The 20,972-nt window shown below is 71.9% G+C and carries 21 protein-coding genes; 4 read left to right on the top strand and 17 right to left on the bottom strand.

The window, feature by feature from the left end; genetic code table 11:
- Window positions 1–148: 148 nt before the first annotated feature.
- Complete coding sequence (locus AC0NZQ_RS15340; protein WP_474530778.1) at window positions 149–1,021, top strand: hypothetical protein; 873 nt, start codon at window positions 149–151, stop codon at window positions 1,019–1,021.
- A complete protein-coding gene (locus AC0NZQ_RS15335; protein WP_474530777.1) occupies window positions 1,018–1,611 on the top strand; it encodes a class I SAM-dependent methyltransferase in 594 nt (197 codons plus the stop codon). The genes AC0NZQ_RS15340 and AC0NZQ_RS15335 overlap by 4 nt, the downstream gene beginning before the upstream one ends.
- Here AC0NZQ_RS15335 and trpC read toward each other — a convergent pair.
- From trpC to hisF, 8 genes are all read right to left on the bottom strand, one after another.
- Window positions 1,608–2,420 carry an indole-3-glycerol phosphate synthase TrpC gene (gene trpC / locus AC0NZQ_RS15330; RefSeq protein WP_474530776.1) on the bottom strand — a complete coding sequence of 271 codons (813 nt, stop codon included), beginning with the start codon at window positions 2,418–2,420 and terminating at the stop codon, window positions 1,608–1,610. The two genes, AC0NZQ_RS15335 and trpC, sit on opposite strands and share 4 nt — an antisense overlap.
- 95 nt (window positions 2,421–2,515) lie before the next feature.
- Window positions 2,516–3,202, bottom strand: coding sequence for a TIGR02234 family membrane protein (locus tag AC0NZQ_RS15325; protein WP_474530775.1), 687 nt, complete (start codon window positions 3,200–3,202; stop codon window positions 2,516–2,518).
- 10 nt (window positions 3,203–3,212) lie between these two features.
- On the bottom strand, window positions 3,213–4,658 hold the full coding sequence (locus tag AC0NZQ_RS15320) for an anthranilate synthase component I (RefSeq protein ID WP_474531413.1): 1,446 nt from the start codon (window positions 4,656–4,658) through the stop codon (window positions 3,213–3,215).
- A gap of 50 nt (window positions 4,659–4,708) precedes the next feature.
- Window positions 4,709–5,071, bottom strand: a complete 363-nt coding sequence (gene hisI, locus AC0NZQ_RS15315) for a phosphoribosyl-AMP cyclohydrolase (protein ID WP_474530774.1) — start codon at window positions 5,069–5,071, stop codon at window positions 4,709–4,711.
- 47 nt (window positions 5,072–5,118) lie between these two features.
- The gene (locus AC0NZQ_RS15310; RefSeq protein ID WP_474530773.1) at window positions 5,119–6,675 is read right to left on the bottom strand and encodes a sensor histidine kinase; all 1,557 of its coding nucleotides are present in this window, start codon (window positions 6,673–6,675) and stop codon (window positions 5,119–5,121) included.
- Between the two features lie 6 nt (window positions 6,676–6,681).
- Window positions 6,682–7,404 carry a response regulator transcription factor gene (locus AC0NZQ_RS15305; RefSeq protein ID WP_474530772.1) on the bottom strand — a complete coding sequence of 241 codons (723 nt, stop codon included), beginning with the start codon at window positions 7,402–7,404 and terminating at the stop codon, window positions 6,682–6,684.
- A 146-nt stretch (window positions 7,405–7,550) separates the two neighbouring features.
- Window positions 7,551–8,120 carry a hypothetical protein gene (locus tag AC0NZQ_RS15300; RefSeq protein WP_474530771.1) on the bottom strand — a complete coding sequence of 190 codons (570 nt, stop codon included), beginning with the start codon at window positions 8,118–8,120 and terminating at the stop codon, window positions 7,551–7,553.
- A gap of 67 nt (window positions 8,121–8,187) precedes the next feature.
- The gene (hisF, locus tag AC0NZQ_RS15295) at window positions 8,188–8,973 is read right to left on the bottom strand and encodes an imidazole glycerol phosphate synthase subunit HisF (RefSeq protein ID WP_474530770.1); all 786 of its coding nucleotides are present in this window, start codon (window positions 8,971–8,973) and stop codon (window positions 8,188–8,190) included.
- Window positions 8,974–9,049: 76 nt separating this feature from the next.
- Between hisF and AC0NZQ_RS15290 the strand changes: the two genes are divergently transcribed.
- Entirely contained in the window at window positions 9,050–10,336 is a 1,287-nt protein-coding gene (locus tag AC0NZQ_RS15290) for an MFS transporter (protein ID WP_474530769.1), read from the top strand.
- Here AC0NZQ_RS15290 and AC0NZQ_RS15285 read toward each other — a convergent pair.
- The 9 genes from AC0NZQ_RS15285 to hisD all read right to left on the bottom strand — a co-directional run bounded on the left by AC0NZQ_RS15285 (window position 10,329) and on the right by hisD (window position 19,655).
- Window positions 10,329–11,726 carry an APC family permease gene (locus AC0NZQ_RS15285; protein ID WP_474530768.1) on the bottom strand — a complete coding sequence of 466 codons (1,398 nt, stop codon included), beginning with the start codon at window positions 11,724–11,726 and terminating at the stop codon, window positions 10,329–10,331. The two genes, AC0NZQ_RS15290 and AC0NZQ_RS15285, sit on opposite strands and share 8 nt — an antisense overlap.
- A gap of 72 nt (window positions 11,727–11,798) precedes the next feature.
- Window positions 11,799–13,754 carry a hypothetical protein gene (locus AC0NZQ_RS15280; protein ID WP_474530767.1) on the bottom strand — a complete coding sequence of 652 codons (1,956 nt, stop codon included), beginning with the start codon at window positions 13,752–13,754 and terminating at the stop codon, window positions 11,799–11,801.
- A 110-nt stretch (window positions 13,755–13,864) separates the two neighbouring features.
- The gene (locus AC0NZQ_RS15275) at window positions 13,865–14,725 is read right to left on the bottom strand and encodes a 1,4-dihydroxy-2-naphthoate polyprenyltransferase (RefSeq protein WP_474530766.1); all 861 of its coding nucleotides are present in this window, start codon (window positions 14,723–14,725) and stop codon (window positions 13,865–13,867) included.
- 3 nt (window positions 14,726–14,728) lie between these two features.
- A complete protein-coding gene (gene priA / locus AC0NZQ_RS15270; RefSeq protein ID WP_474530765.1) occupies window positions 14,729–15,448 on the bottom strand; it encodes a bifunctional 1-(5-phosphoribosyl)-5-((5-phosphoribosylamino)methylideneamino)imidazole-4-carboxamide isomerase/phosphoribosylanthranilate isomerase PriA in 720 nt (239 codons plus the stop codon).
- On the bottom strand, window positions 15,449–15,781 hold the full coding sequence (locus AC0NZQ_RS15265; RefSeq protein WP_474530764.1) for a hypothetical protein: 333 nt from the start codon (window positions 15,779–15,781) through the stop codon (window positions 15,449–15,451).
- Window positions 15,782–16,079: 298 nt separating this feature from the next.
- Window positions 16,080–16,685 carry an imidazole glycerol phosphate synthase subunit HisH gene (gene hisH, locus AC0NZQ_RS15260; protein ID WP_474531412.1) on the bottom strand — a complete coding sequence of 202 codons (606 nt, stop codon included), beginning with the start codon at window positions 16,683–16,685 and terminating at the stop codon, window positions 16,080–16,082.
- A complete protein-coding gene (gene hisB / locus AC0NZQ_RS15255) occupies window positions 16,685–17,278 on the bottom strand; it encodes an imidazoleglycerol-phosphate dehydratase HisB (protein ID WP_474530762.1) in 594 nt (197 codons plus the stop codon). The genes hisH and hisB overlap by 1 nt, the downstream gene beginning before the upstream one ends.
- Window positions 17,275–18,360 (bottom strand): histidinol-phosphate transaminase, encoded by a 1,086-nt coding sequence (locus AC0NZQ_RS15250; RefSeq protein WP_474530761.1) that lies wholly within the window; start codon window positions 18,358–18,360, stop codon window positions 17,275–17,277. Before AC0NZQ_RS15250 ends, hisB begins: the two co-directional genes overlap by 4 nt.
- Window positions 18,357–19,655, bottom strand: a complete 1,299-nt coding sequence (gene hisD / locus AC0NZQ_RS15245; protein WP_474530760.1) for a histidinol dehydrogenase — start codon at window positions 19,653–19,655, stop codon at window positions 18,357–18,359. Before hisD ends, AC0NZQ_RS15250 begins: the two co-directional genes overlap by 4 nt.
- A 160-nt stretch (window positions 19,656–19,815) precedes the next feature.
- Here hisD and AC0NZQ_RS15240 point away from each other — a divergent pair, with 160 nt between their 5' ends.
- A complete protein-coding gene (locus tag AC0NZQ_RS15240; protein WP_474530759.1) occupies window positions 19,816–20,943 on the top strand; it encodes an FkbM family methyltransferase in 1,128 nt (375 codons plus the stop codon).
- Window positions 20,944–20,972: the final 29 nt, after the last annotated feature.

Here is a 20,972-nt window from a genome sequence, read left to right as displayed (position 1 = left end):
AGCGGTCAGCCCCGCCATCGCCCGCCGGCCGCGGTCGGCACCGCCGTCGGCAGCATCGTCAGGTTCGCCATGACCCCGACGATACCGGGAGCTGCCCGTCTCGCCGACTGCGTAGGCTCCGATCGGCAGTGCGAGCAGGAGGAGGATCGTGACCGACCACGGCGACGGGCAGGCCTACGACCCGCACCACCATCCGCCCCACGACCCGTACCGGCAGCCCTCTCCCCCGCCGGGCTATCCGCAGCCGGGTCAGCAGCAGCTCGGCTATCCGCAGCCGGGTCAGCAGCAGCCGGGCTATCCGCCGCCGGCCTACCCGCAGCCGGGTCAGCAGCAGCCCGGCCAGCCCTACTCCGCCTGGAGCCCTTACCCCGGCGGTCCGCCGCCACCGGTGACGCCGCCCCGCCGGCGGCTGCACCCGGCCGTCATCGCCGTCGCGGTCGTCGTGGTGGTCGCGGCCGTGGTGGGAACGCTGCTGGCGGTGCTCTCCGACAGCGACGTCACCGACGCACGCGGCACCGGCGGCCGCAGCCTGGCCGTGCCGGCGCGGATTGCCGGCTACCGGCCGGTCGCCGGCGTCGACGCCGACGATCTCAAGGCCGATCTGGGTCAGCGGCTCGCCCGCGACGGCGACGACCCCGACGAGGTCGTCCGGCACGCCGCCGTGGCGGTCCTGGAGCAGGTCTCCAGCGGCGACCGCGTCGTCGTCATCGGCATCGCACTGCGTGACATCCGGTCGCTGCGTAGCCAGGTCCGCCGCGACGGCGTGGAGTCCAGCCTGAAGTTCTTCCTCGGCGCCGCCGCCCGCAGCTTCGGGGGCGGTGGCCGGACGACGGCGCACTCCGCCGGTCCGCTCGGCGGCTTCCTGCGCTGCGCCAGCGGCACCACCTCCGGCGAGGCGGTGACGGCGTGCGCGTGGGGTGACGAGTCGGCCTTCGCGCTGACCCTCGTCGGCGGCGGTGTCACCCCGGCGCAGGCCGCGGCCACCACCCGCGAGCTCCGCGCCAGGATCGAGAGCCGGTGAGCACCCCGCGCTGGTTCACCGACACCGCCGCCGGACATTCCGCGGCCTACGTGCAGCGGTTCCGGCGCCTCGCCGCCGAAGGTGCGGACCTCACCGGCGAGGCCCGGTTGGTGGACGCGCTGGTCCCACCCGGCTCACGGGTGCTGGACGCCGGCTGCGGGCCGGGACGGATCGCCGCGGCCCTCCACGCCCGCGGCCACGACGTCGTCGGCGTGGATGTCGACGAGGTGCTGCTGGCCGCGGCCCGTGCCGACCACCCGGGTCCCCGCTGGGTCCACGCGGACCTCGCCACCCTGGACCTCGACGCCGAGCCGTTCGACCTGGCCGTCCTCGCCGGCAACGTGATGGTCTACCTGGCTCCCGGCTCCGAGGGTGCCGTGCTGGACCACATCGCGGCACACGTCCGGCCGGGTGGGCGCGTCGTCACCGGTTTTGCGCTGGATCGCGCATACACGCTGGCCGCCTTCGACGCCGACGCCGCGGCGTCCGGTCTCGTGCGGGAGCACCGGTTTGCCGGCTGGGACCTCACCGGCTGGCACGAGGCCGCGGACTGGGCCGTGACCGTGCTGCGGCTGCCCGAGGGACGCTAGCGCGCCGCGCGCGGGGTCGCCGGGTGGGCGCCGGCGGTGACGAGATCGGCCACGGCCTGCCGCGGGTCGGCGCCGAGCACCAGCGACTCGCCCACCAGCACGGCGTCAGCGCCGCAGGAGGCGTACTCGATGAGGTCACGCGGGCCGCGGACACCGGACTCGGCAATCTTGACCACGCCGCTCGGCAGGCCGGGGGCGATGCGCTCGAAGGTGGAGCGATCGACGTCGAGGGTCTTGAGATTGCGCGCGTTGATGCCGATGACGCGGGCGCCGGCGTCGAGGGCGCGCGAGGCCTCGTCCTCGGTGTGCACCTCCACCAGCGCGGTCATCCCGAGCGACTCCACCCGCTCCAGCAGTCCGATGAGGACGTTCTGCTCCAGCGCGGCGACGATGAGCAGGACGACGTCGGCGCCGTGAGCGCGCGCCTCGTGCACCTGATAGCTGCCGACGACGAAATCCTTGCGCAGCACCGGGATGTCCACCGCGGCACGGACGGCGTCGAGATCGGCGAGGCTGCCACCGAAGCGGCGTTGCTCGGTCAGCACGCTGATGACGCGGGCGCCGCCGGCCTCGTACTGCGCGGCGAGCCCGGCCGGGTCGTCGATGGTCGCGAGCGCGCCGCGGGACGGGCTGCTGCGCTTGACCTCGGCGATCACGCCGACGCCGGGTTCGAGCAGCGCTGCGTGCGCATCACGGGCGGGACGGGCGTCGGCGGCGCGGGCCTTGACCTCGGCCAGCGGCCGGGCGGCCTCACGGGCTGCGACATCCTCACGGACGCCAGCGACGATGTCGTCGAGAACGCTCGCCACCGGGTCACCCCCCTGCGTCGTGGACGGAGATCGTCGTGCTGCCGACACTGTGCAGCTCACACGTGCCGTGGAATGAGGGTAACGACTCGGCGGTGTCACGGGTCGCGCGGGTCGGCAGCCGGGTCCGATGCTGCCGTGCCCGACGCCGATCCCGAGTTGCGGGTCGGATCCTCACCGCGGTCCAGCGCGGACCACATCGCCGCCGCCGCCCGTGCCTCGTCGGCGGCGAGATCCTCGGCGCTGCCGGGCCGAGCCGCGGCGGCCTGCGCGGCGGTGGAGTCGTAGCGCGCCGACATCCCCTCCCACCGGCCACCCCGAACGGCGACCAGCAGGCCCGCGACGAGGACCACCACCCCGCAGCCGATCGTCACCGCCGGCCAGGCGGGCAGCGTCGTGATCGCCACGCGGCCGGCGGCGCCGGGATTGAAGGTCTCCCGCTTGTCGGCGATGACGTCGAGGGCGCGCCGCTCGGAGACGGGACCGAAGGCGGTCGCCGCGCGCCACACCACGCCGGCCCCGGCGAGGGCGACGACCGCCCCCACGAGGCGGCGCCAGCGTCCCTTGGTGGCCAGCACCGCCACGACGCCGGCGAGCGCGACGAGAGCGAGCGCCGTCACCGCGGGCTCCACCTCGCGACCCACCAGCTCCACCCGCGCCGCCGGGAAGGGACCCTCCCGGGTCGCGGTCAGCCGCTGCCAGGTCTGGATCGAGACGAGCAGGGCCGCACCGGCCCCGACCAGGTCCAGCAGCAGCGCCAGCGCCAGCGGGCGGTGCCGCGTCACTCCGACCGCCTCACGTGACCGTGCGCAGCGTCTCGGCGGTCGCGATCGCCTGCAGCACGGCCCGGGCCTTGTTACGGGTCTCGAGGTCTTCGGAGTCGGGGTCGCTGTCGGCCACGACCCCCGCCCCCGCCTGCACGTAGGCCATCCCGCCGGTCATGATCGCGGTGCGGAAGCAGATCGCCATGTCGATGTCACCGGCGAGGTCCATGTAGCCCAGCGCGCCGGAGTAGATGCCCCGCCGGACCGGCTCGAGCTCGTCGATGAGCTCCATCGCGCGGACCTTCGGCGCACCGGTGACGGTGCCGTGCGGGAAGGCCGAGGCGAAGACGTCGAAGGCGTCGACCCCGTCGGCGACGGTACCGGTCACCGTCGAGACGATGTGGGAGACGTTGCTGTAGCGCTCCACCGCGCCGAACTCGACGACGCTGACACTGCCCGGCACGCAGACCCGGCCGAGATCGTTGCGCGCCAGGTCGACGAGCATGACGTGCTCGGCGCGCTCCTTGGGGTCGTTCACCATCTCGTGGATCAGCTCGGCGTCCCGCTCGGGGGTGTCGCCCCGCTTCCGGGTGCCGGCGATGGGGTGGATCGTCGCCTCGCCCTCGTGCACCGTCACCAGCGCCTCCGGGCTGCTGCCGACGATGTCCAGGTCGTCGAGGTGCAGGTAGTACATGTAGGGCGACGGGTTGAGGGTGCGCAGCACCCGGTAGACGTCGAGCGGGTCGGCGTCGGTCGCCACCCCGAAGCGCTGGCCCGGCACGATCTGGAAGATCTCGCCGGCCCGGATCGCCTCGATGGCTGCCCGCACCGCGCGCTGGTAGCCGCCGGGCTCGGTGCGTGACTCCGCCTCCTTGGGACCGACGCTCGCCACCGTCGCGACGGTCGGGGGGGTCGGTGTGGCGAGACCTGCCTGCATCACGTCCAGGCGGTGGACGGCGTCGGCATAGGCGTCGTCCAGCTGCGCCCCGGTCATGCCGGGGGCCACCACGACGTTCGCGATGAGGGTGACAGTGCAGGCGTGCAGGTCCACGGCGACGACGTCACCCATCAGCAGCATCGTCAGCTCGGGCAGGCCGAGATCGTCGTCGGCCTTGTCGGGCAGCCGCTCCAGCCGGCGCACCACGTCATAGCCCAGATAGCCGACGAAGCCCCCCGTCAGCGGCGGCAGTCCGGGCAGCCGCGGTGCCCGCAGCGCCCGCCACGAGTCGCGCAGCACGGCCAGCGGGTCGCCGTCGCGGGGCAGTCCGTCGGGGACGTTCCCGCTCCAGGCCGCCTCTCCGTCGACGACCGAGAGCTTGGCCAGCGCGTTCACGCCCACGAACGACCAGCGGGAGAACGACGCGCCGGGCTCGGCCGACTCGAGCAGGAACGTGTCGGGACGACCGGCGGCGAGCTTGCGATAGACCCCCACCGGCGTCTCGGAGTCGGCGAAGAGGGTGCGGGTGATCGGCACCATCCGGTGCGTCCGCGCGAGCCGGTCGAGGTCCGCGCGGCCCAGCGGGGTGCTCACGCGCGCACCGGCAGGTCGCCGGCGTCAAAACAGCTGTGGTCGCCGGTGTGGCAGGCCGGGCCGGTCTGGTCGACCTTGACCAGCAGCGCGTCCCCGTCGCAGTCCAGCGCCACCGACTTCACCTGCTGGGTGTGGCCCGAGGTCTCGCCCTTGACCCAGTACGCCTGCCGGCTGCGGGACCAGAACGTGCCGCGACCGGTGGTGAGGGTGCGATGCAGCGCCTCGTCGTCCATCCAGCCGAGCATGAGCACCTCTCCGGTGTCGTACTGCTGGACGATCGCGGCGACCAGACCGGCGGGGTCGCGCTTGAGACGCTCGGCCACGGCGGGGTCGAGCGCGGAGGGGTCTCCGGGCGGCATGGCGCCAATTGTGCCGCAGCCCGCGATCCGACCTGCCCGGCACCGGTTCAGCCCGGCTGCACCCCCGGCAGCCACACCGTGACGGTGCTGCCGTGCTCGACGGTGCTGTCGAAGCGGACGCTGCCGCCGTGGCGGCGCACGATGGTGGCCACGATCGACATACCGAGGCCGCTGCCACCCCGGGCCCGGGTCCGCGCCTTGTCCGCCCGCCAGAAGCGCTCGAAGACGTGAGCGGCCTCCTCCGGTGGCAGCCCGGGCCCGCCGTCGATGACCTTGATGGCCACGCCTACCTCGTCGGAGTCCACCGCGACCCGGATGGGTCGCTCGGCGGCGGTGTGGACGGCCGCGTTGGTGACGAGGTTCCGAACGACGCGCAGCAGCTGGTCCGGGTCACCGACGACGTAGGCGTCCGCGTCGATGTCCTCGACGATGATCTCGCGCTGCGGGAAGGCGGCGCGAGAACCGGCGACCGCGTCGTCGATGAGCCCGGCGACGTCGACGAGCTGCCGCTCCATCGGCCGGTCGTCGCCGCTGCCGTCGCCCCGCGCCAGCAGCAGCAGATCCTCCACCAACCGGGACATCCGGGTGCCCTCGAACTCGATGCGGTCCAGGTTGTCCTCGTTGTTGTCGCCGATCGCGCGCTGCATCCGCGCCAGCTCGGCGTAACCGCGAATCGAGGTGAGCGGCGTGCGGAGCTCGTGCGAGGCGTCGGCGAGGAACTGCCGCATCCGCTGCTCGCTCTCGACGCGGGCCGCGAACTGGGTCTCGACCGCCGCGAGCATGGTGTTGAACGAGGTCGCGAGCTGGCCGACCTCGGTGTCGGGCTCGTCGTCGGGGACGCGTCGGTCCAGGCCGGCGCCCTCGGGCGAGAGCTCCGTGGCCACGTCCTGCGCGGTGACGGTGACGCGGCGCAGCCGTCGCAGGCTGAAGCGGACGCCGGCGGTCGTGGCGAAGAGCGCGATCAGCACGGCGGCGCCGCCGATGACGAGTTCCAGCACCAGCAGCTGGCGCAACGTCTGCCGCTCGTCGGCGGTGCTGAGGCCGATGACGACCAGGGCTCGGATCCGCTCGCCGTTGGAGAGCAGCACCGTCTCGGACTGCACACTGACCCGCAGCTCGTGGCCGTCGGTGGTGCGGATGGTGAGCGGTCCGGCGCCGGCGTAGCTGACCAGGCGACGGGCGTCGTCCGGCCGCAGCCGGATCGGCTCCAGGTTGGTGCTCTGCGCCGGCGGGTAGGTGATGAAGCTGCCGTCGCCGGGGTCCAGGGCGACGGCGAAGACCTCCAGCGGCGCGGGACCGTTGGCGGAGTCGCGGAAGATGTCGTTGACGCTGCCGGCCTGGCCGAGGGTGGTCTGCAGCTGCTGGTCGAGCTTGCTGGAGAGAAACGCGCGGAGCGAGTAGTAGGTGGCCGCCCCGATGATCGTCACCAGGACGACGACGAGCGACACCACGAAGATCGTGATCTTCGAGTTCAGGCTGCGCGGCCCGCGCCGGACGCGACGACCCGCCGGTTCGGGAGGGTGAACCGGCGGGTCGACGGGTCCCGAGTCCTCCGGCGGGGGCGGTGCCGTCGGCGGAGGCGGGGTGTAGTGGGAGGTGCTCAAGGTGGGCTAGCTACGCGGAGCCTTGATCACGTAGCCGGCGCCGCGGATCGTGTGGATGAGCTTGGGCTCGACGTTGTCGATCTTCTTGCGCAGGTAACCGATGTAGAGCTCGACGATGTTCGACTGCCCCTGGAAGTCGTACTTCCAGACGCGGTCCAGGATCTGGGTCTTGCTGAGCACCACCCGCTCGTTGCGCATGAGGTAGCGCAGCAGCTCGAACTCGGTGGCGGTGAGGTGGACCTCCTGGCCCGCGCGGGTGACCTCGTGGCTGTTCTCGTCCAGCTCCAGGTCGGCGACGCGCAGCACGCCCTCGCGGCCGGCGTCCGGCGCGGAACGGCGCAGCACCGCGTGCACCCGGGCCAGCAGCTCCTCGATGCTGAACGGCTTGACGACGTAGTCGTCGGCACCGGAGCGCAGGCCCACGATGCGGTCGCTGGCGGTGTCGCGCGCGGTGAGGAAGATGACCGGCACCTGCGACCCGGCGGCGCGGAGGTTCTGCAGCACGCCGAGACCGTCCAGACCCGGCATCATGACGTCGAGGACGATGAGGTCGGGGTCGGTCTCGGCGACCTTGGCCAGTGCGGCGGTTCCGCTGTCGGCGGTGACGGTCTCGAAGCCGTCGAAGCGCAGCGCGGAGGAGACGAGGTGCGTCACGTTGTCCTCGTCGTCGACGACGAGGACCCGGCGCTTGGTGAGGGGGCTGCTGGACACGACGGTGGCTGCGCTCATTTCGTTGGATCTCCCGGATTGAGCCTCGTCAGGATCACTGACCAGGTGCGGTCTTGGTCCGTGCTGTGTCCATCCTGAGCGGTTACCCTGAGCCAAACATGGGCGAAACCTGTGAGCAGGGTAGGTGCTGAATCGCTCCGGGTGGATCAGTCGGTGCCCGACCGGCGGCGCAGCGATGCCGGCTCCACCATGGTCGGCGCCCCGCTGCCGGGGAGCAGCTGCGGATCGCCCGCGGCCGGCGCCGGGGCCTGCCTGAACAGCCGGAGCAGCGCGGCCGGCGGGGTCCGTCCGACGTGGCGCCAGCTGTCGGGAGCCAGACCCAGCACCAGCGCGACCAGGCTCGTCACCAGCACCAGCAGCGAGACCGCCCGACCGCCCACCGTCTCGTCCACGAGGAACCACACGGTCGTGGCGAGCACGACGACCTGGCCGAGCAGGAAGGGCCAGCGGAGCCTGCCGTTGAGGAAGAGCCACAGCGTGGCCGACAGCGCGAGGAAGATGACCACCGCGACAATGCCGGCGACGAGCTCGCCGTCCTGGCTGGAGGTGATCGCCGGCGGGTGGGCCGGCGCGATCGTCCCGTGGATCAGGAAGAGCGTGGCGTAGACGGCGAGGAACGGCAGGGGCGCCGTCCCGATCGACACGGCGCCCACGACGGCTGACGGCGTCTCGTGCTCGACGTCGTCGTCGCGGTGGACGCGCCTGCGCTCGCGCATGGTCACTCCGGGGTCCGGCTGCGATGGGCGGTTGGTGATCCTACGCGGAGTTCACGCCGGCGGCCCGTCACCGGACCACCACCCCTGCGGCCCGCAGGTCGGCCTTGACGTCGCCGACCGTGAGGTCGCCGAAGTGGAAGACCGACGCGGCGAGGACGGCATCCGCCCCCGCCGCCACGGCCGGGGCGAAGTGCTCACGGGCCCCCGCTCCCCCGCTGGCGATCACGGGGACGTCGACCGCGGCGCGGGCGAGTCTGATGAGGTCCAGGTCGAAGCCGTCCTTGGTGCCGTCGGCGTCCATCGAGTTGAGCAGGATCTCGCCGGCACCGAGGTCGGCGGCGCGGGCGATCCACTCCAGCGCATCGATGCCGGTGCCGCGCCGGCCGCCGTGGGTGGTGACCTCGAAGCCGCTCGGCGTGGGCGTCCCGCCCTCGGGCACGCGTCGGGCGTCGGCCGAGAGCACCAGCACCTGGTTGCCGAAACGGCGGGCGATCTCACCGATCAGCTCGGGCCGGGCGATGGCAGCGGTGTTGACGCCGACCTTGTCCGCCCCGGCGCGCAGCAGCGCGTCGACGTCGTCGGGGGTCCGGACTCCCCCGCCCACCGTCAGCGGGATGAAGACCTGCTCGGCGGTCCGGCGCACGACCTCGTACGTCGTCTCCCGCCCACCCGAGGAGGCCGTGATGTCGAGAAAGGTGAGCTCGTCGGCGCCCTGCTCGTCGTATCGGCGGGCGAGCTCGACGGGGTCACCCGCGTCCCGCAGCCCGGTGAAGTTGACGCCCTTGACGACCCGACCGGCGTCGACGTCCAGGCAGGGGATGACGCGGACGGCGAGCGTCGCGGCGGTGGTCACCGGGTCAGTCTGCCAAGACTGATTCAGCTGCGCCGCGGGCGGGCATACGGTGTCGTGAGCGAGTCATAAGAGCTGAATGAGCGAATTCTCGGAGGCGGATGTGAGCGACACGAGCGCACCGCAGCAGATGACCGCGGGTGACATCCGGGCCGTCGCCGCGGCGACCCTGGGCTGGGCGATGGACGCCTTCGACTACTTCGTGGTCGTCCTCGTCTACGCCGAGGTCGGCAAGGACCTCGGCGTCTCGCTCGAGCGCATGGCGTTCCTGACCACCGCGACGTTGCTCATGCGTCCGGTCGGGGCGGCGATCTTCGGCGCGTGGGCGGACCGCGTCGGCCGCAAGAAGGTGCTCGTCATCGACGTGAGCTTCTACTCGGTCGTCGGCTTGCTCTGCGCCTTCGCGCCGAACTACACCTACCTGCTGGTGCTGCGACTCCTCTACGGCATCGGCATGGGAGGCGAGTGGGGTCTCGGCGCCTCGCTGGCGATGGAGAAGGTGCCGCCGGGCAAGCGCGGTCTGGTCTCCGGAATCGTCCAACAGGGGTACGCGATCGGCTACATGTTCGCCGCCGTCGTCTATCTGCTCATCGAGAATCTCACGACCTGGGGCTGGCGCGGGCTCTTCGCCTTCTCGGTGCTACCCGCGCTGGTGTCGCTCTTCGTCCGCACGCAGGTCTCGGAGTCCGAGGTCTGGCAGGAGACGCGCGCCAACGTCGTCAAGAACAAGACCCGCTTCCGAGACGTCATGTCCGATGGCAAGGTGCTGCGCCGCTTCGGCTACCTGATCCTGCTCATGACCGCCTTCAACTGGATGAGCCACGGCACGCAGGACGTCTACCCGACCTTCCTCAAGGAGGGGCTGGGCTTCGCGCCGAACACCGCGCTCTACATCGCGATCCTCTACAACGTCGGCGCGCTCATCGGCGGAACGATCATGGGAGCGGCGTCGGAGAAGTACGGCCGGCGCGCCGTCGTGGTCTTCTGCGCGGTGCTGGGACTGCCGATCCTGCCCCTCTTCGCGGCCTCGACGACGCTGGGGATGATCTGCCTCGGTTCGTTCCTCATGCAGTTCGTCGTCCAGGGCGCCTGGGGTGTGATCCCCGCACACCTGACCGAGCTGTCGCCCGCCGAGATCCGGGGCTTCTACCCCGGCGTGACGTACCAGCTCGGCAACTGCTTGGCCGCCTTCAACCTGCCGATCCAGGAGCACCTGGCCGAGACGCACAGCTACACCTTCGCGCTCACCGCGACCATGATCCCGGTCTTCATCGCCGTCGCCGTCCTCGCCCTGCTCGGCAAGGAGGCACGCGGTGGCGAGCTCGCCCGGGGCGAGAGTCCGCGCGAGCCCGTCGGCGTCAGCTGAGCTTCGCCGGGTCCTCGATCCGCGAGGCGTTGGCGTCGCCGGCGTGCCGATGGATCGCATTGGCGATCCAGAGCAGGACGCCGAGGCCGAGCAGGATGCCTGCTGTCTTGTAGACCTCGGCGTCCCGGTCGATGGCCGGGGTCACCAGGTAGACGCAGACGATCGCGCCCACGATCGGGAGCAGCGTCGGCGTCCGGAAGTGGTCGTGCTCGACACGGTCCCGGCGCAGGACGAGCACCGCGACGTTGACGACGCTGAAGACGGCCAGCAGCAGCAGCGTGGTGGTGTCGGCCAGCGAGGTGATCTCGTTGACGAAGCCGACGAGGGTGAGGCCGAGGACGGTGGTGAAGACGATCGCCACCCACGGCGTGCGCCGGCTGCGGTGGACGTGCCCCAGCGCCTTCGGGATCACCCGCTCGCGGGACATGCCGTAGACGAGCCGACTCGCCATGAGCATGTTGATCAACGCGGTGTTCGAGACGGCGAACATGGTGATGAAGGCGAAGATCCAGAGCGGGAAGCCGGCGGCGCCGGCCTCGACCACCTGGAGCAGCGGCGTGCTGCCCGAGGAGAGCTGGTCCAGGGGCACGAGGGCCACGGCGATGATGCCGATGACGATGTAGAGCGTGCCGACGATGGCCAGCGCGGTGAGCATCATCCGCGGGAAGATCTTGGCGGGGTTCTTCGTCTCCTCCGCCATGTTCACCGAGTCCTCGAAGCCGATGAGGGCGAAGAAGGCCAGCGCGGTCCCGCTGCCGATGGCGGCGAAGGCGCTCTTGCCCTCGGGCAGGTTGATGTCGGTGACGCGACTCCAGTCACCGTCACCGCCACCGAGCGCCCAGGCCCCGACGAGCAGGATGATCAACAACCCGCTCGCCTCGATGATCGTGAGCCCCACGTTGAGCTTCACGCTCTCCCCCACGCCGCGGAAGTTGATCGCGGCGATGACGAGCAGGAAGGCCAGCGCGACCAGGGTGATGCCCAAGCCCTCGCTCAGCGTGATGTCGAAGGCCTCGGCGAAGTTGGCGGCGAACGACCGCGACGCCGTCGACGCCGACGTGATGCCGGAGCAGAGCACGGCGAAGGCGACGATGAAGGTGAGGAAATGGATGCCGAAGGCCTTGTGCGTGTACAGCGCAGCGCCGGCGGCCTTCGGGTACTTGGTGACCAGCTCGAGATAGCTGCAGGCCGTGATGGTGGCGATGACGAACGCCACCAGCAGCGGGATCCAGACCGCGCCGCCGACGATGCCGGCGACCTTGCCGGTGAGCGTGTAGATGCCCGCGCCGAGCATGTCGCCGATCATGAAGAGCAGCAGCAGTCCCGGGCCGAGGACGCGCTTGAGCTCGGGACCGTCCGTCGATGTCTGCACTGCATCCGTGGTCGCCATGCGCCTACGTTGCCGGGTTCGACCCGGTTCGCGGCTGTGTGACGCATATGGATGCGTTACACAGCCGCGAAGTCAGCGGAAGGAGAGGTAGCGCCACGCGGTGGTCGCGCCCCGCGCGAGTGGGCTGTCGCCGATGGTGGCCCGGAACCGGTAACGCTCGCCGCGCGCGCCGGTGAAACGCAGCACCGACCAGCCGTCGTCGTCCACCGATGCGCCACCGGAGCCCCAGGACCGCCAGCGCTTGCCGTGCAACGCCTGCACGACGAAGTTGACCCGGGCACTACGCACCCACGGGGTGACGTTGGCGGCGATCGCCATCGGCTTCCTCGCGCGGAAGACGCGGTAGCTGCCCTTCGTGGCCAGGGGCTTGCTCGTCGAGGCGAAGGCCCGGACGCCGACGGTGCGCGATACCCCGGCTGAGGCCGCCGCATACTGGCTGTCCCCGCTGTACGTCGCGGTGAAGCGACTGGTGAAGGGCATGTAGATCTTCGTCCGGAACACCCCGCTTCGGTCCACGGTGCCGGTCCGGATCAGCTGTCGCGGGACGTGCCAGGCCTCGCCGTAGAGGCGCACCGTCCGGTTGCTGGTCCAGTGACCGAGCCGGATCGTGACCATAGCCGGCTGCGTGGCCTCATAGCTCGCGCGGTCGAAGCGGAGGCTCAGCGAGTTCGGCCGCGGCCGGATCGTGAGGGCCAGGGTGGTCGCGACGGCGGCGAACTCATCGTCGGCCACACGGGTAACGGAGTAGCCGTAACGCCCCGGCTGCGTGGGCGTGTCGGCGATCGTGAAGACGCCGTCGGCGTCGGATGTGCGAGACGGGAGGGCGACGGTCCCGCCGGGTCCGGAGCGCGTGACGCTCACGGTCACTCCGGGCAGTACCGCGCCGGAGGCGGCGGCGAGGGTGCCGACGATGGTCACCCTGCCGCCCCACGCCACGGGGTAGGTGGGTGGGCGCAGGATCGCGGTCACCGCCCCCTGGTAGGCCCGGGAAGTCGACCGGAGGACATCGCCGCCGGCATGCGGGACCGCGGCCAGCAGGCTGCTCCCGTCCCAGGCGACCGCGACGGGCACGGCGCTATCGGGATAGGACGTGAAGCGCGCGGCACGACCCGCGGCCGCCACGTCATACGTGGTCACCCCGCCCCGACCGTCGTCGCCGGACCACGCGACCGCCGCGTGGCGGCCGTCGGCGGTGAAGGCGGCGTCCTTGATCATGTCGTTGTGGCCGGTGAAGTAGGACAGGTCGGCGAGGTAACGCTGGTTGACCAGATCGAAGACCGAGGTCGAGTAGCCGGCACCGGCGAGCAACCGGGTCCCGTCCGGCGACAGCGCGAGGACCGGCACGCCGTCCCCGGCACCGAAATCCGACGTGTACGACGGCGTGGCGGATCCCGCCCCGATGTCGAAGACCCGTGCACGCCGTGTCGGCACGCCGTCGGTGTCGCTGGACGGCGGCGCTGTCTCGTCAGCGACAGCGAGGAAGTCGGGTGCGGCGGGCACGCTCGCCAGTCGAACCTGGCCGCCGGACCCCACAGAGATCGCGTCGGCGGTGATCGCAGGAGCCGTACCGCCAGCTTCGCCGGTGCTGATCGAGACGATTCGCGGGTCCGTGGGGTTCCCGTCCTCGCAGCTCGACACCACCCACACTGCCGCCCGTGTCGCGGCGACGTCGCCGAGGCAGCCGTAGGGCCCGGTGTCGATCGCCGTGGCGTTGTCCTCGGTGAACGAGAAGAGCCCGGCGCTGCCACTGGCGTAGACGGTCCCGCCGCCTGCCTCGGCCAGCGAGGACGCAGCGGCGATACCGCTGATCATGATTCGCGACTCATAAGGTCCGGCGGCGGGGCCGGTGTCGACGCCGGTGCTCCCGGCGAGGACGAGCTGCCCGGCGACGGTCGTGAGCCCGTCAGCCACCGTCCCGACCTGCACTGTCACCGGCGCAGCGACGGCGGCCGGAGCAGCGAGGACGGCGGCACACACGGTGGCAAGCGCCGCCACCGTGATGAGCGTGCAAGCACGACGGAACGTCATCGGTTTCCCTCCCGATAAACCCGCACCGCGATCATCGCAACGCCGGGCGCGTCAGCCTAACGTTCGCAGGCTCCGGTCCGGCCGGGACCAAGATCCCGACCGGTGTCACGTCAGACGACGTCGGCGAGGCCGAGCGCCAGCACAACCGAGGCAAGCACGGCAAGCTGACCGGTCGTGCGCAGCGTCGGGATGAGCGCGCGGCCGGTGGCGCCCGAGACGACCGGACGGGCGGCGAGGCCGGCGCCGAGGAGCAGGAGCTCCGTCCACCAGTTGGCCCCGAGCAGGACCGGGGGCACGAGGGCGGCGACGAGGCAGCCGACGTAGAGCGCGCGGGTGCGACGTTCCCCCAGCACCACGGCGAGCGTCCGCTTGCCGACGAGGGTGTCACCACCCACATCGCGCAGGTTGTTGGCGACGAGCACCGCGACGGCGAGCAGTCCCGGCGTCAACGAGGCGAGCAGGCCGCTACCGGTGATCCGTCCGGTCTGGACGAAGGCCGTCCCCACCGTCGCGACCGGCCCGAAGAAGACGAAGACCGCGACCTCGCCGAGGGCGCGGTAGCCGTAGGGCCGCCGACCGCCGGTGTAGCTCCAGGCCGCGGCGATGCAGACCAGCCCTACCGGGACGAGCCACCAGGCGGCCAGCAGCGCCAGCACCAGGCCGGCCACGCCGGCCACCGCGAACGAGGCGGCGGCCGCGGCGAGCACCGCGCGCGGCGACGCCGCACCCGAGCCGACCAGCCGCAGCGGTCCGACGCGGTCGGTGTCGGTGCCGCGCACGCCGTCGCTGTAGTCGTTGGCGTAGTTGACGCCCACCTGCAGTGCGAGCGCGACCAGCAGCGCCAACACGGCACGCCACCACCGGACGTCACCGTCGTGCGCGGCGACGCCGACCCCGGCGATGACCGGGGCGGGCGCGAGCAGCAGGGTGCGCGGCCGCGCACCTTCGAGCCACTCCGCGAGACGGGCCACCCGTCAGCGCACGGCGGCGAGGGCGTCCGGCAGCGTGAAGGCACCGGCGTAGAGCGCCTTGCCCACGATGGCGCCCTCCACGCCGAGGTCGGTGAGCGAGGCGATGGCACGCAGGTCGTCCAGCGACGAGACTCCCCCGCTGGCCACCACCGGCTTGTCCGTCCGCGCGCAGACCTCGCGCAGCAGCTCCAGGTTCGGGCCCTTCAGCGTGCCGTCCTTGGTGACGTCGGTGACGACGTAGCGGGCGCAGCCGTCGGCGTCCAGGCGGGCCAGCGTCTCCCAGATGTCCCCGCCGTCCTGCGTCCAGCCGCGCGCGGCGAGCGTGGTGCCGCGGACGTCCAGACCGACGGCGATCTTGTCGCCGTGTCGCGCGATGGCCGAGCGGACCCACTCCGGCGACTCCAGGGCCGCGGTGCCGAGGTTCACGCGCCTACAGCCGGTGGCGAGCGCGGCCTCGAGCGAGGCGTCGTCGCGGATGCCGCCGGAGAGCTCGACGGCGACGTCGAGGCGCCCCACCACCTCGGCGAGCAGGGCGCGGTTGTCACCCCGGCCGAAGGCGGCGTCGAGGTCGACGAGGTGGATCCACTCGGCGCCGTCGCGCTGCCACTGCAGCGCCGCCTCCAGCGGGTCACCGTAGGACGTCTCCGAGCCCGCGGCACCCTGCACCAGCCGCACCGCCTGACCGTCCGCGACGTCCACCGCGGGCAGCAACTCGAGCGTCATTCACCGTCTCCGTTCGAAGAAGAGCATCACCAGGACCGGGAGCCCGATCAGGGCGATGATCCCAGTGCCGACCGTCGCGGCCGTCGAGCGGGTCAGGACGTACACCAGGACGAGGGCAACACTGATGAGCAGGATCAGCGCGGCGACCCGCTCGCGGGTATCGCGACGCTGACCAGCGTTCGACCACAGCCGCAGTCGGCGCCAGCGCAGCGCGCGACGTTCACGCAGGCGCCGCGCCGCCGCCTCACGCTCTCGCGCGGCGCGCTGCTCCTCGGCCCGGCGCGCCGCCACCGCCTCGCGCTCCGCGCGCGCCCGCTGCCGCTCCTTGCTCACGTCCCACCTCTCTCGCCGCCGGTCCCGCTGCTGTAGCCACTTCCCCTGCCGGTCTCGCTGCCGGTCCCGCTGCTGGTCCGCTGCTGTACGCCGAGTGGTCGATTTCGAGGTCCAGTGGTCGCTCCCGAACCGACCACTCGCACCCGAATTCGACCACTCGCGTGACGTCCGGCGGGTTCGATCAGCCGGCGGGTTCGGCCTGCCGGCGGGTTCGTGACGTCCGGCGGGTTCGGCCTGCCGGCGGGTTCGTGACGTCCGGCGGGTTCGGCCTGCCGGCCCGGAGGAGCGGCCCGGCCCGTCAGAGGGTCGCGATCCAGTTCTCGATGAGGGTGGCGCCGGCGTCGCCGGACTTCTCCGGGTGGAACTGCGTCGCACTGACGCTGCCGCTCTCCACGGCGGCGACGAAACGCTCGCCGTGCGTCGCGTAGGTGACGTGACCGGACGTCTCGTGCGCAGCGTAAGAGTGGACGAAGTAGAAGCGGGTGTCGGCGGGCATGCCGGCGAAGAGCGTCGTCCCTGCCGCCGCCTCGACGGTGTTCCACCCCATGTGCGGGACCACCGGCGCGTGCAGCGCCTCGACCCGGCCCGGCAGCACGCGGAGTCCGGTGGACTCGACACCGTGCTCGACACCGGCGTCGAAGAGCACCTGCATGCCGACGCAGATGCCGAGCAGCGGACGTCCCGAGGCGACCCGCGACTGGACGATCAGCTCGCCCTCGACGGCATGCAGCCCGGCCATGCAGGCGGCGTAGGCGCCGACGCCGGGCACCACGAGGCCGTCACAGTTGTCCGCGGCGGCCCGGTCGGCGGTGACGGTGACCTCGGCCCCGGCGCGCTCGAACGCCCGCTGCGCGGAGCGGAGGTTGCCCGAGCCGTAGTCCAGGATCGTGATCTTGGCTGCGATTAGAGGACGCCCTTCGTGGACGGCACGCCCTGCACCCGCGGGTCGTGCTCGACGGCGGCGCGCAGTGCGCGGGCCACGGCCTTGTACTGCGCCTCGGTGACGTGGTGCCAGTCGCGGCCGGCGTGGACGGTGACGTGCAGCGCGATCGCGGCGTGGTAGACGAAGGACTCGAAGACGTGTCGCGTCAGCGTCGTCGCGTACTGCGTCCCGATCATCGGCGGGGCGCCGTCGGGTTCGGTGTGCACCAGGTAGGGCCGGCCGGAGAGATCGACGGCCGCCTGCACCAGGCACTCGTCCATCGGGATCATGGCGTCGCCGAAGCGGCGGGTCCCGGCCTTGTCCCCGGCGGCCTGCGCGAAGGCCTGGCCGAGCGCGATGGCGGTGTCCTCGACGGTGTGGTGGGCGTCGATGTGCAGGTCGCCCTCGACCTGCACGGTGAGGTCGAAGAGGCCGTGCTTGCCGAAGGAGGTGAGCATGTGGTCGTAGAAGCCGACGCCGGTGGAGACGTCGGTGCGCCCGGCGCCGTCGAGGTCGATCTCGACCAGGACTTTCGTCTCCTTCGTCGCCCGCTCGATGCGGCCGGTCCTGCTCATGCGGTTACCTCTTCCAGTGCGGTGCGGAACGCCGTCATCTCCGCGGCGGTGCCGATGGAGACGCGCAGCCAGCCGTCGGGTCCAGTCTCGCGGATGAGCACGCCGCGGTCGAGCAGGCCCTGCCAGACGGCATGCCGGTCGTCGAAGGTGCCGAAGAGCACGAAGTTCGCGTCGGAGTCGGCGGCGCGCCAGCCGTTCTCGCGCAGCCACGTGACGGTGCGGTCCCGCTCCGCGCGCAGCTCCCCCACCGCGCCGAGCAGCTCGTCGGCGTGCGCGAGCGCGACGCGGGCGACCGCCTGCGTGGTGGCCGAGAGGTGGTACGGCAGCCGGACCACGCGGACCGCGTCCACGATCTCCGGTGACGCGGCGAAATAGCCCAGCCGCCCCCCGGCGAGGGCGAAGGCCTTGCTCATGGTGCGGGTGACGACCAGGCGCGGGTGACGATGCAACAGCGTGGCCGCGCTCGGGACACCCGCGCGACGGAACTCGCCGTAGGCCTCGTCCACCACGACGATGCCCGGTGCCGCCTCGACGATGGCCTCGATGTCAGCCGGCGCGAGCGCCGTCCCTGTCGGGTTGTTGGGCGAGGCGAGGAAGACCACCGCGGGACGCTGCTCGGCGATGAGCGCGACAGCGTGCTCACGGTCGACGGCGAAGTCCGCGGCGCGCCGACCGGTCACCCACGCGGTGTGGCTGTCGCGGGCGTACTCGGGATACATCGAGTACGTCGGTGCGAACGACAGCGCGGTGCGACCCGGTCCACCGAAGGCCTGCAGCAGCTGCAGCATGATCTCGTTGCTGCCGTTGGCCGCCCAGATCTGCTCGACGCCGAGGGCGACGCCGGTGTCGCGTGCCAGGTAGGCGCCGAGCTCGGCGCGCAATGCCTCGGCGTCGCGGTCCGGGTACCGGTTCAGCCGCCTGGCGGCGTCGGCCACCGCGGCGGCCATGGCGCCCACCACCGTCTCCGACGGCGGGTACGGATTCTCGTTGGTGTTGAGCTGGACCGGGACGTCGAGCTGCGGTGCGCCGTAGGGCACCTCACCGCGCAGCTCGGGACGGATCAGCTCCTCGATGGAGGTCATGTCGTGCGGATCGCGACGGCCTGACCGTGCGCGGGGAGGTCCTCGGCCTCGGCGAGCGCGATGACGTGGGGTGCGACCTGTGCCAGCGCAGCGGCGTCGTACTCGACGAGGTGGATGCCCTTGAGGAACGACTGCACCGACAGCCCCGAGGCGTGCCGTCCGGTGCCGCCGGTCGGCAGCACGTGGTTGGAGCCGGCGCAGTAGTCGCCGAGGCTCACCGGCGCGTGCGCGCCCACGAAGATGCAGCCGGCGTTGCGGACCCGCTCGGCCCACTGCCGGGCATCGGTGGTGATCACCTCGAGGTGCTCGGCGGCGTAGAAGTCCACGACCGCCAGACCCTGCTCGAGGTCCCGCACCAGGACGATCGCCGACTGCTCGCCGCCGAGGGCGGTGCGCACCCGCTCGGTGTGCTTGGTGGCGGCGACCTGCTTGTCGAGCTCGACGTCCACGGCGTCGGCCAGCTCGACGGAGTCGGTGACGAGGACCGACGCGGCGAGGGTGTCGTGCTCGGCCTGGCTGATGAGGTCCGCGGCGACGTGCGCCGGGTCGGCGGAGGCGTCGGCGAGGACGGCGATCTCGGTGGGACCGGCTTCGGAGTCGATGCCGACGACGCCCTGCACGAGCCGCTTGGCCGCGGCGACGTAGACGTTGCCGGGGCCGGTGATGACGTCCACCGGCTCGATGCCGAGGTCGGCGTCGCCGTAGGCGGCGAGCCCGACGGCCTGGGCACCCCCGACGGCGTAGACCTCGTCCACGCCGAGCAGCGCGCAGGCGGCGAGGATCGTCGGGTGCGGCCGGCCGCCGAACTCCTTCTGCGCCGGACTGAAGACGGCGATGGAGTCGACCCCGGCCACCTGGGCGGGGACGACATTCATGACGACGCTGGACGGATACACGGCCAGCCCGCCCGGGACGTAGAGCCCGACCCGCGAGACCGGCACCCACTTCTCGCTGACCCGCCCACCGGGGACCACCTGGACGTCGACGGTCTCGCGGCGCTGCGCCTCGTGCACGATCCGGGCGCGCCGGATCGACTCCTCGAGCGCGGCGCGGACGTCGCCGTCCAGCTCGTCGAGGGCCGCCGCCAGCGCGTCGGCCTCGACGCGAGGCGTCGGGACGTCGACACCGTCGAAGCGCAGCGTCGCCTCGCGGACGGCCGGGTAGCCGCGCTCCTTCACCTCTGCCAGCAGCGGCGCGACCGTCGACACCGCCGCATGGACGTCGACCTTCGCCCGCGGCAGGGCGCGGCGCAGGTCGGTGTCGGCGGCGGAGGTCAGATCGACGCGACGGATCATGGGCCCGAGTTTACGGGGCCGGCAGGGTGCGCCCGCCGACCGTCGAGCGGGGCCGACGACGAAAGCCCGGCGAGTAGGGTCCATCACACCTTTCGGGCAATCGACCCCCACCCTGCCTCGGGTGCGCCCGACTCGACGACCTACCGGAGAGGATCTGCAGATGACCCGAGCTCAGGGCCGGAAGACCACCGCCGCCCGCCGCCTGTTGCGACTGGCGCAGCGGTGGGGACTCAACGTCACCGAGCTGGGACCGGGTGTCGCGCTGCTGAGCCGCTCCGCCGCCTTCGACGTCGAGCCGGTGGGTTCGGGTTCGGCCTTCGTCGTCGTCAAGCGGGGCAAGCGAGGCGTCCGCAACGTCCATCTGCGCACCGGCCTGGTCCTGGCCAACGGCACCGGGGAGCGGGTGCGCAGCACCAAGCTCGCCCGCGACCAGTGGTTGATCCGCGTCGGCGAGGGCCATGATCGCAAGCTGCACGCGGATCCGGTGGGCAACGGGGGGTGGCTGATCAACCGCACCAACGACGCCGTCGAGGCCGAACCGCTCTTCGAGACGCACACCATGAAGGCGCTCGGTGAGCGTCACATCTCCTGGCTGCTGCGGCGGTACCAGGTGGACTGCGTCATCGATGTCGGCGCCAACGTCGGGCAGTTCGCGCAGTCGCTGCGCGCCAACGGCTTCGACGGTCACATCGCCTCCATCGAGCCCGTGCCGGCCTTCGCCGACGAAGCCGAGCGGCATGCCGCCGACGACGAACGCTGGTCGGTGCATCGTTACGCCCTCGGCGCCACCGAAGGCACTGTCCCGATGCGCGTGCAGCGCACCTTCAGCTCGGTGCTCGAGGCGACCGCGTACGGCCGGGAGCGCTTCGGCACGCTGGACCAGTTCGCCGACACCGACCAGATCGATGTCCCGCTCCGGCGCCTGGACACCATCTGGGACGAGCTGCTGGCCCCGGTGCGCGCGAGCGGAGTCGAGCATCCGCGGGTGTACCTGAAGATGGACACCCAGGGCTACGACGTCCAGGCGTTCTCGGGCCTGGGCGACCGTGCCGCCGATGTCGTGGCGATGCAGTCGGAGCTGGCGCTGCTGGCCATCTACGACGGCATGCCCCGGCTCGCCGAGGCCCTGGGCGTGTACGAGGCGGCCGGCTTCGCGGTCACCGGCTGCTACCCCGTCTCCCGCGAGCCCGACGGCAGGGTCATCGAGTACGACTGCACCCTGGTGCGCGCCGACTCGCTCCCGGACCGACGCAACGAGGACGGCACCCTGCGCAAGGTGCTCTTCTGAGCGACACCTGACCGAGCGGCGCCCGGCCG

It is taken from the genome of Jatrophihabitans sp. sgz311053, assembly GCF_056135305.1.
The sequence above is the reverse complement of the archived record's forward strand: the minus strand, read 5'-3'. Positions and strand labels throughout refer to the sequence as shown.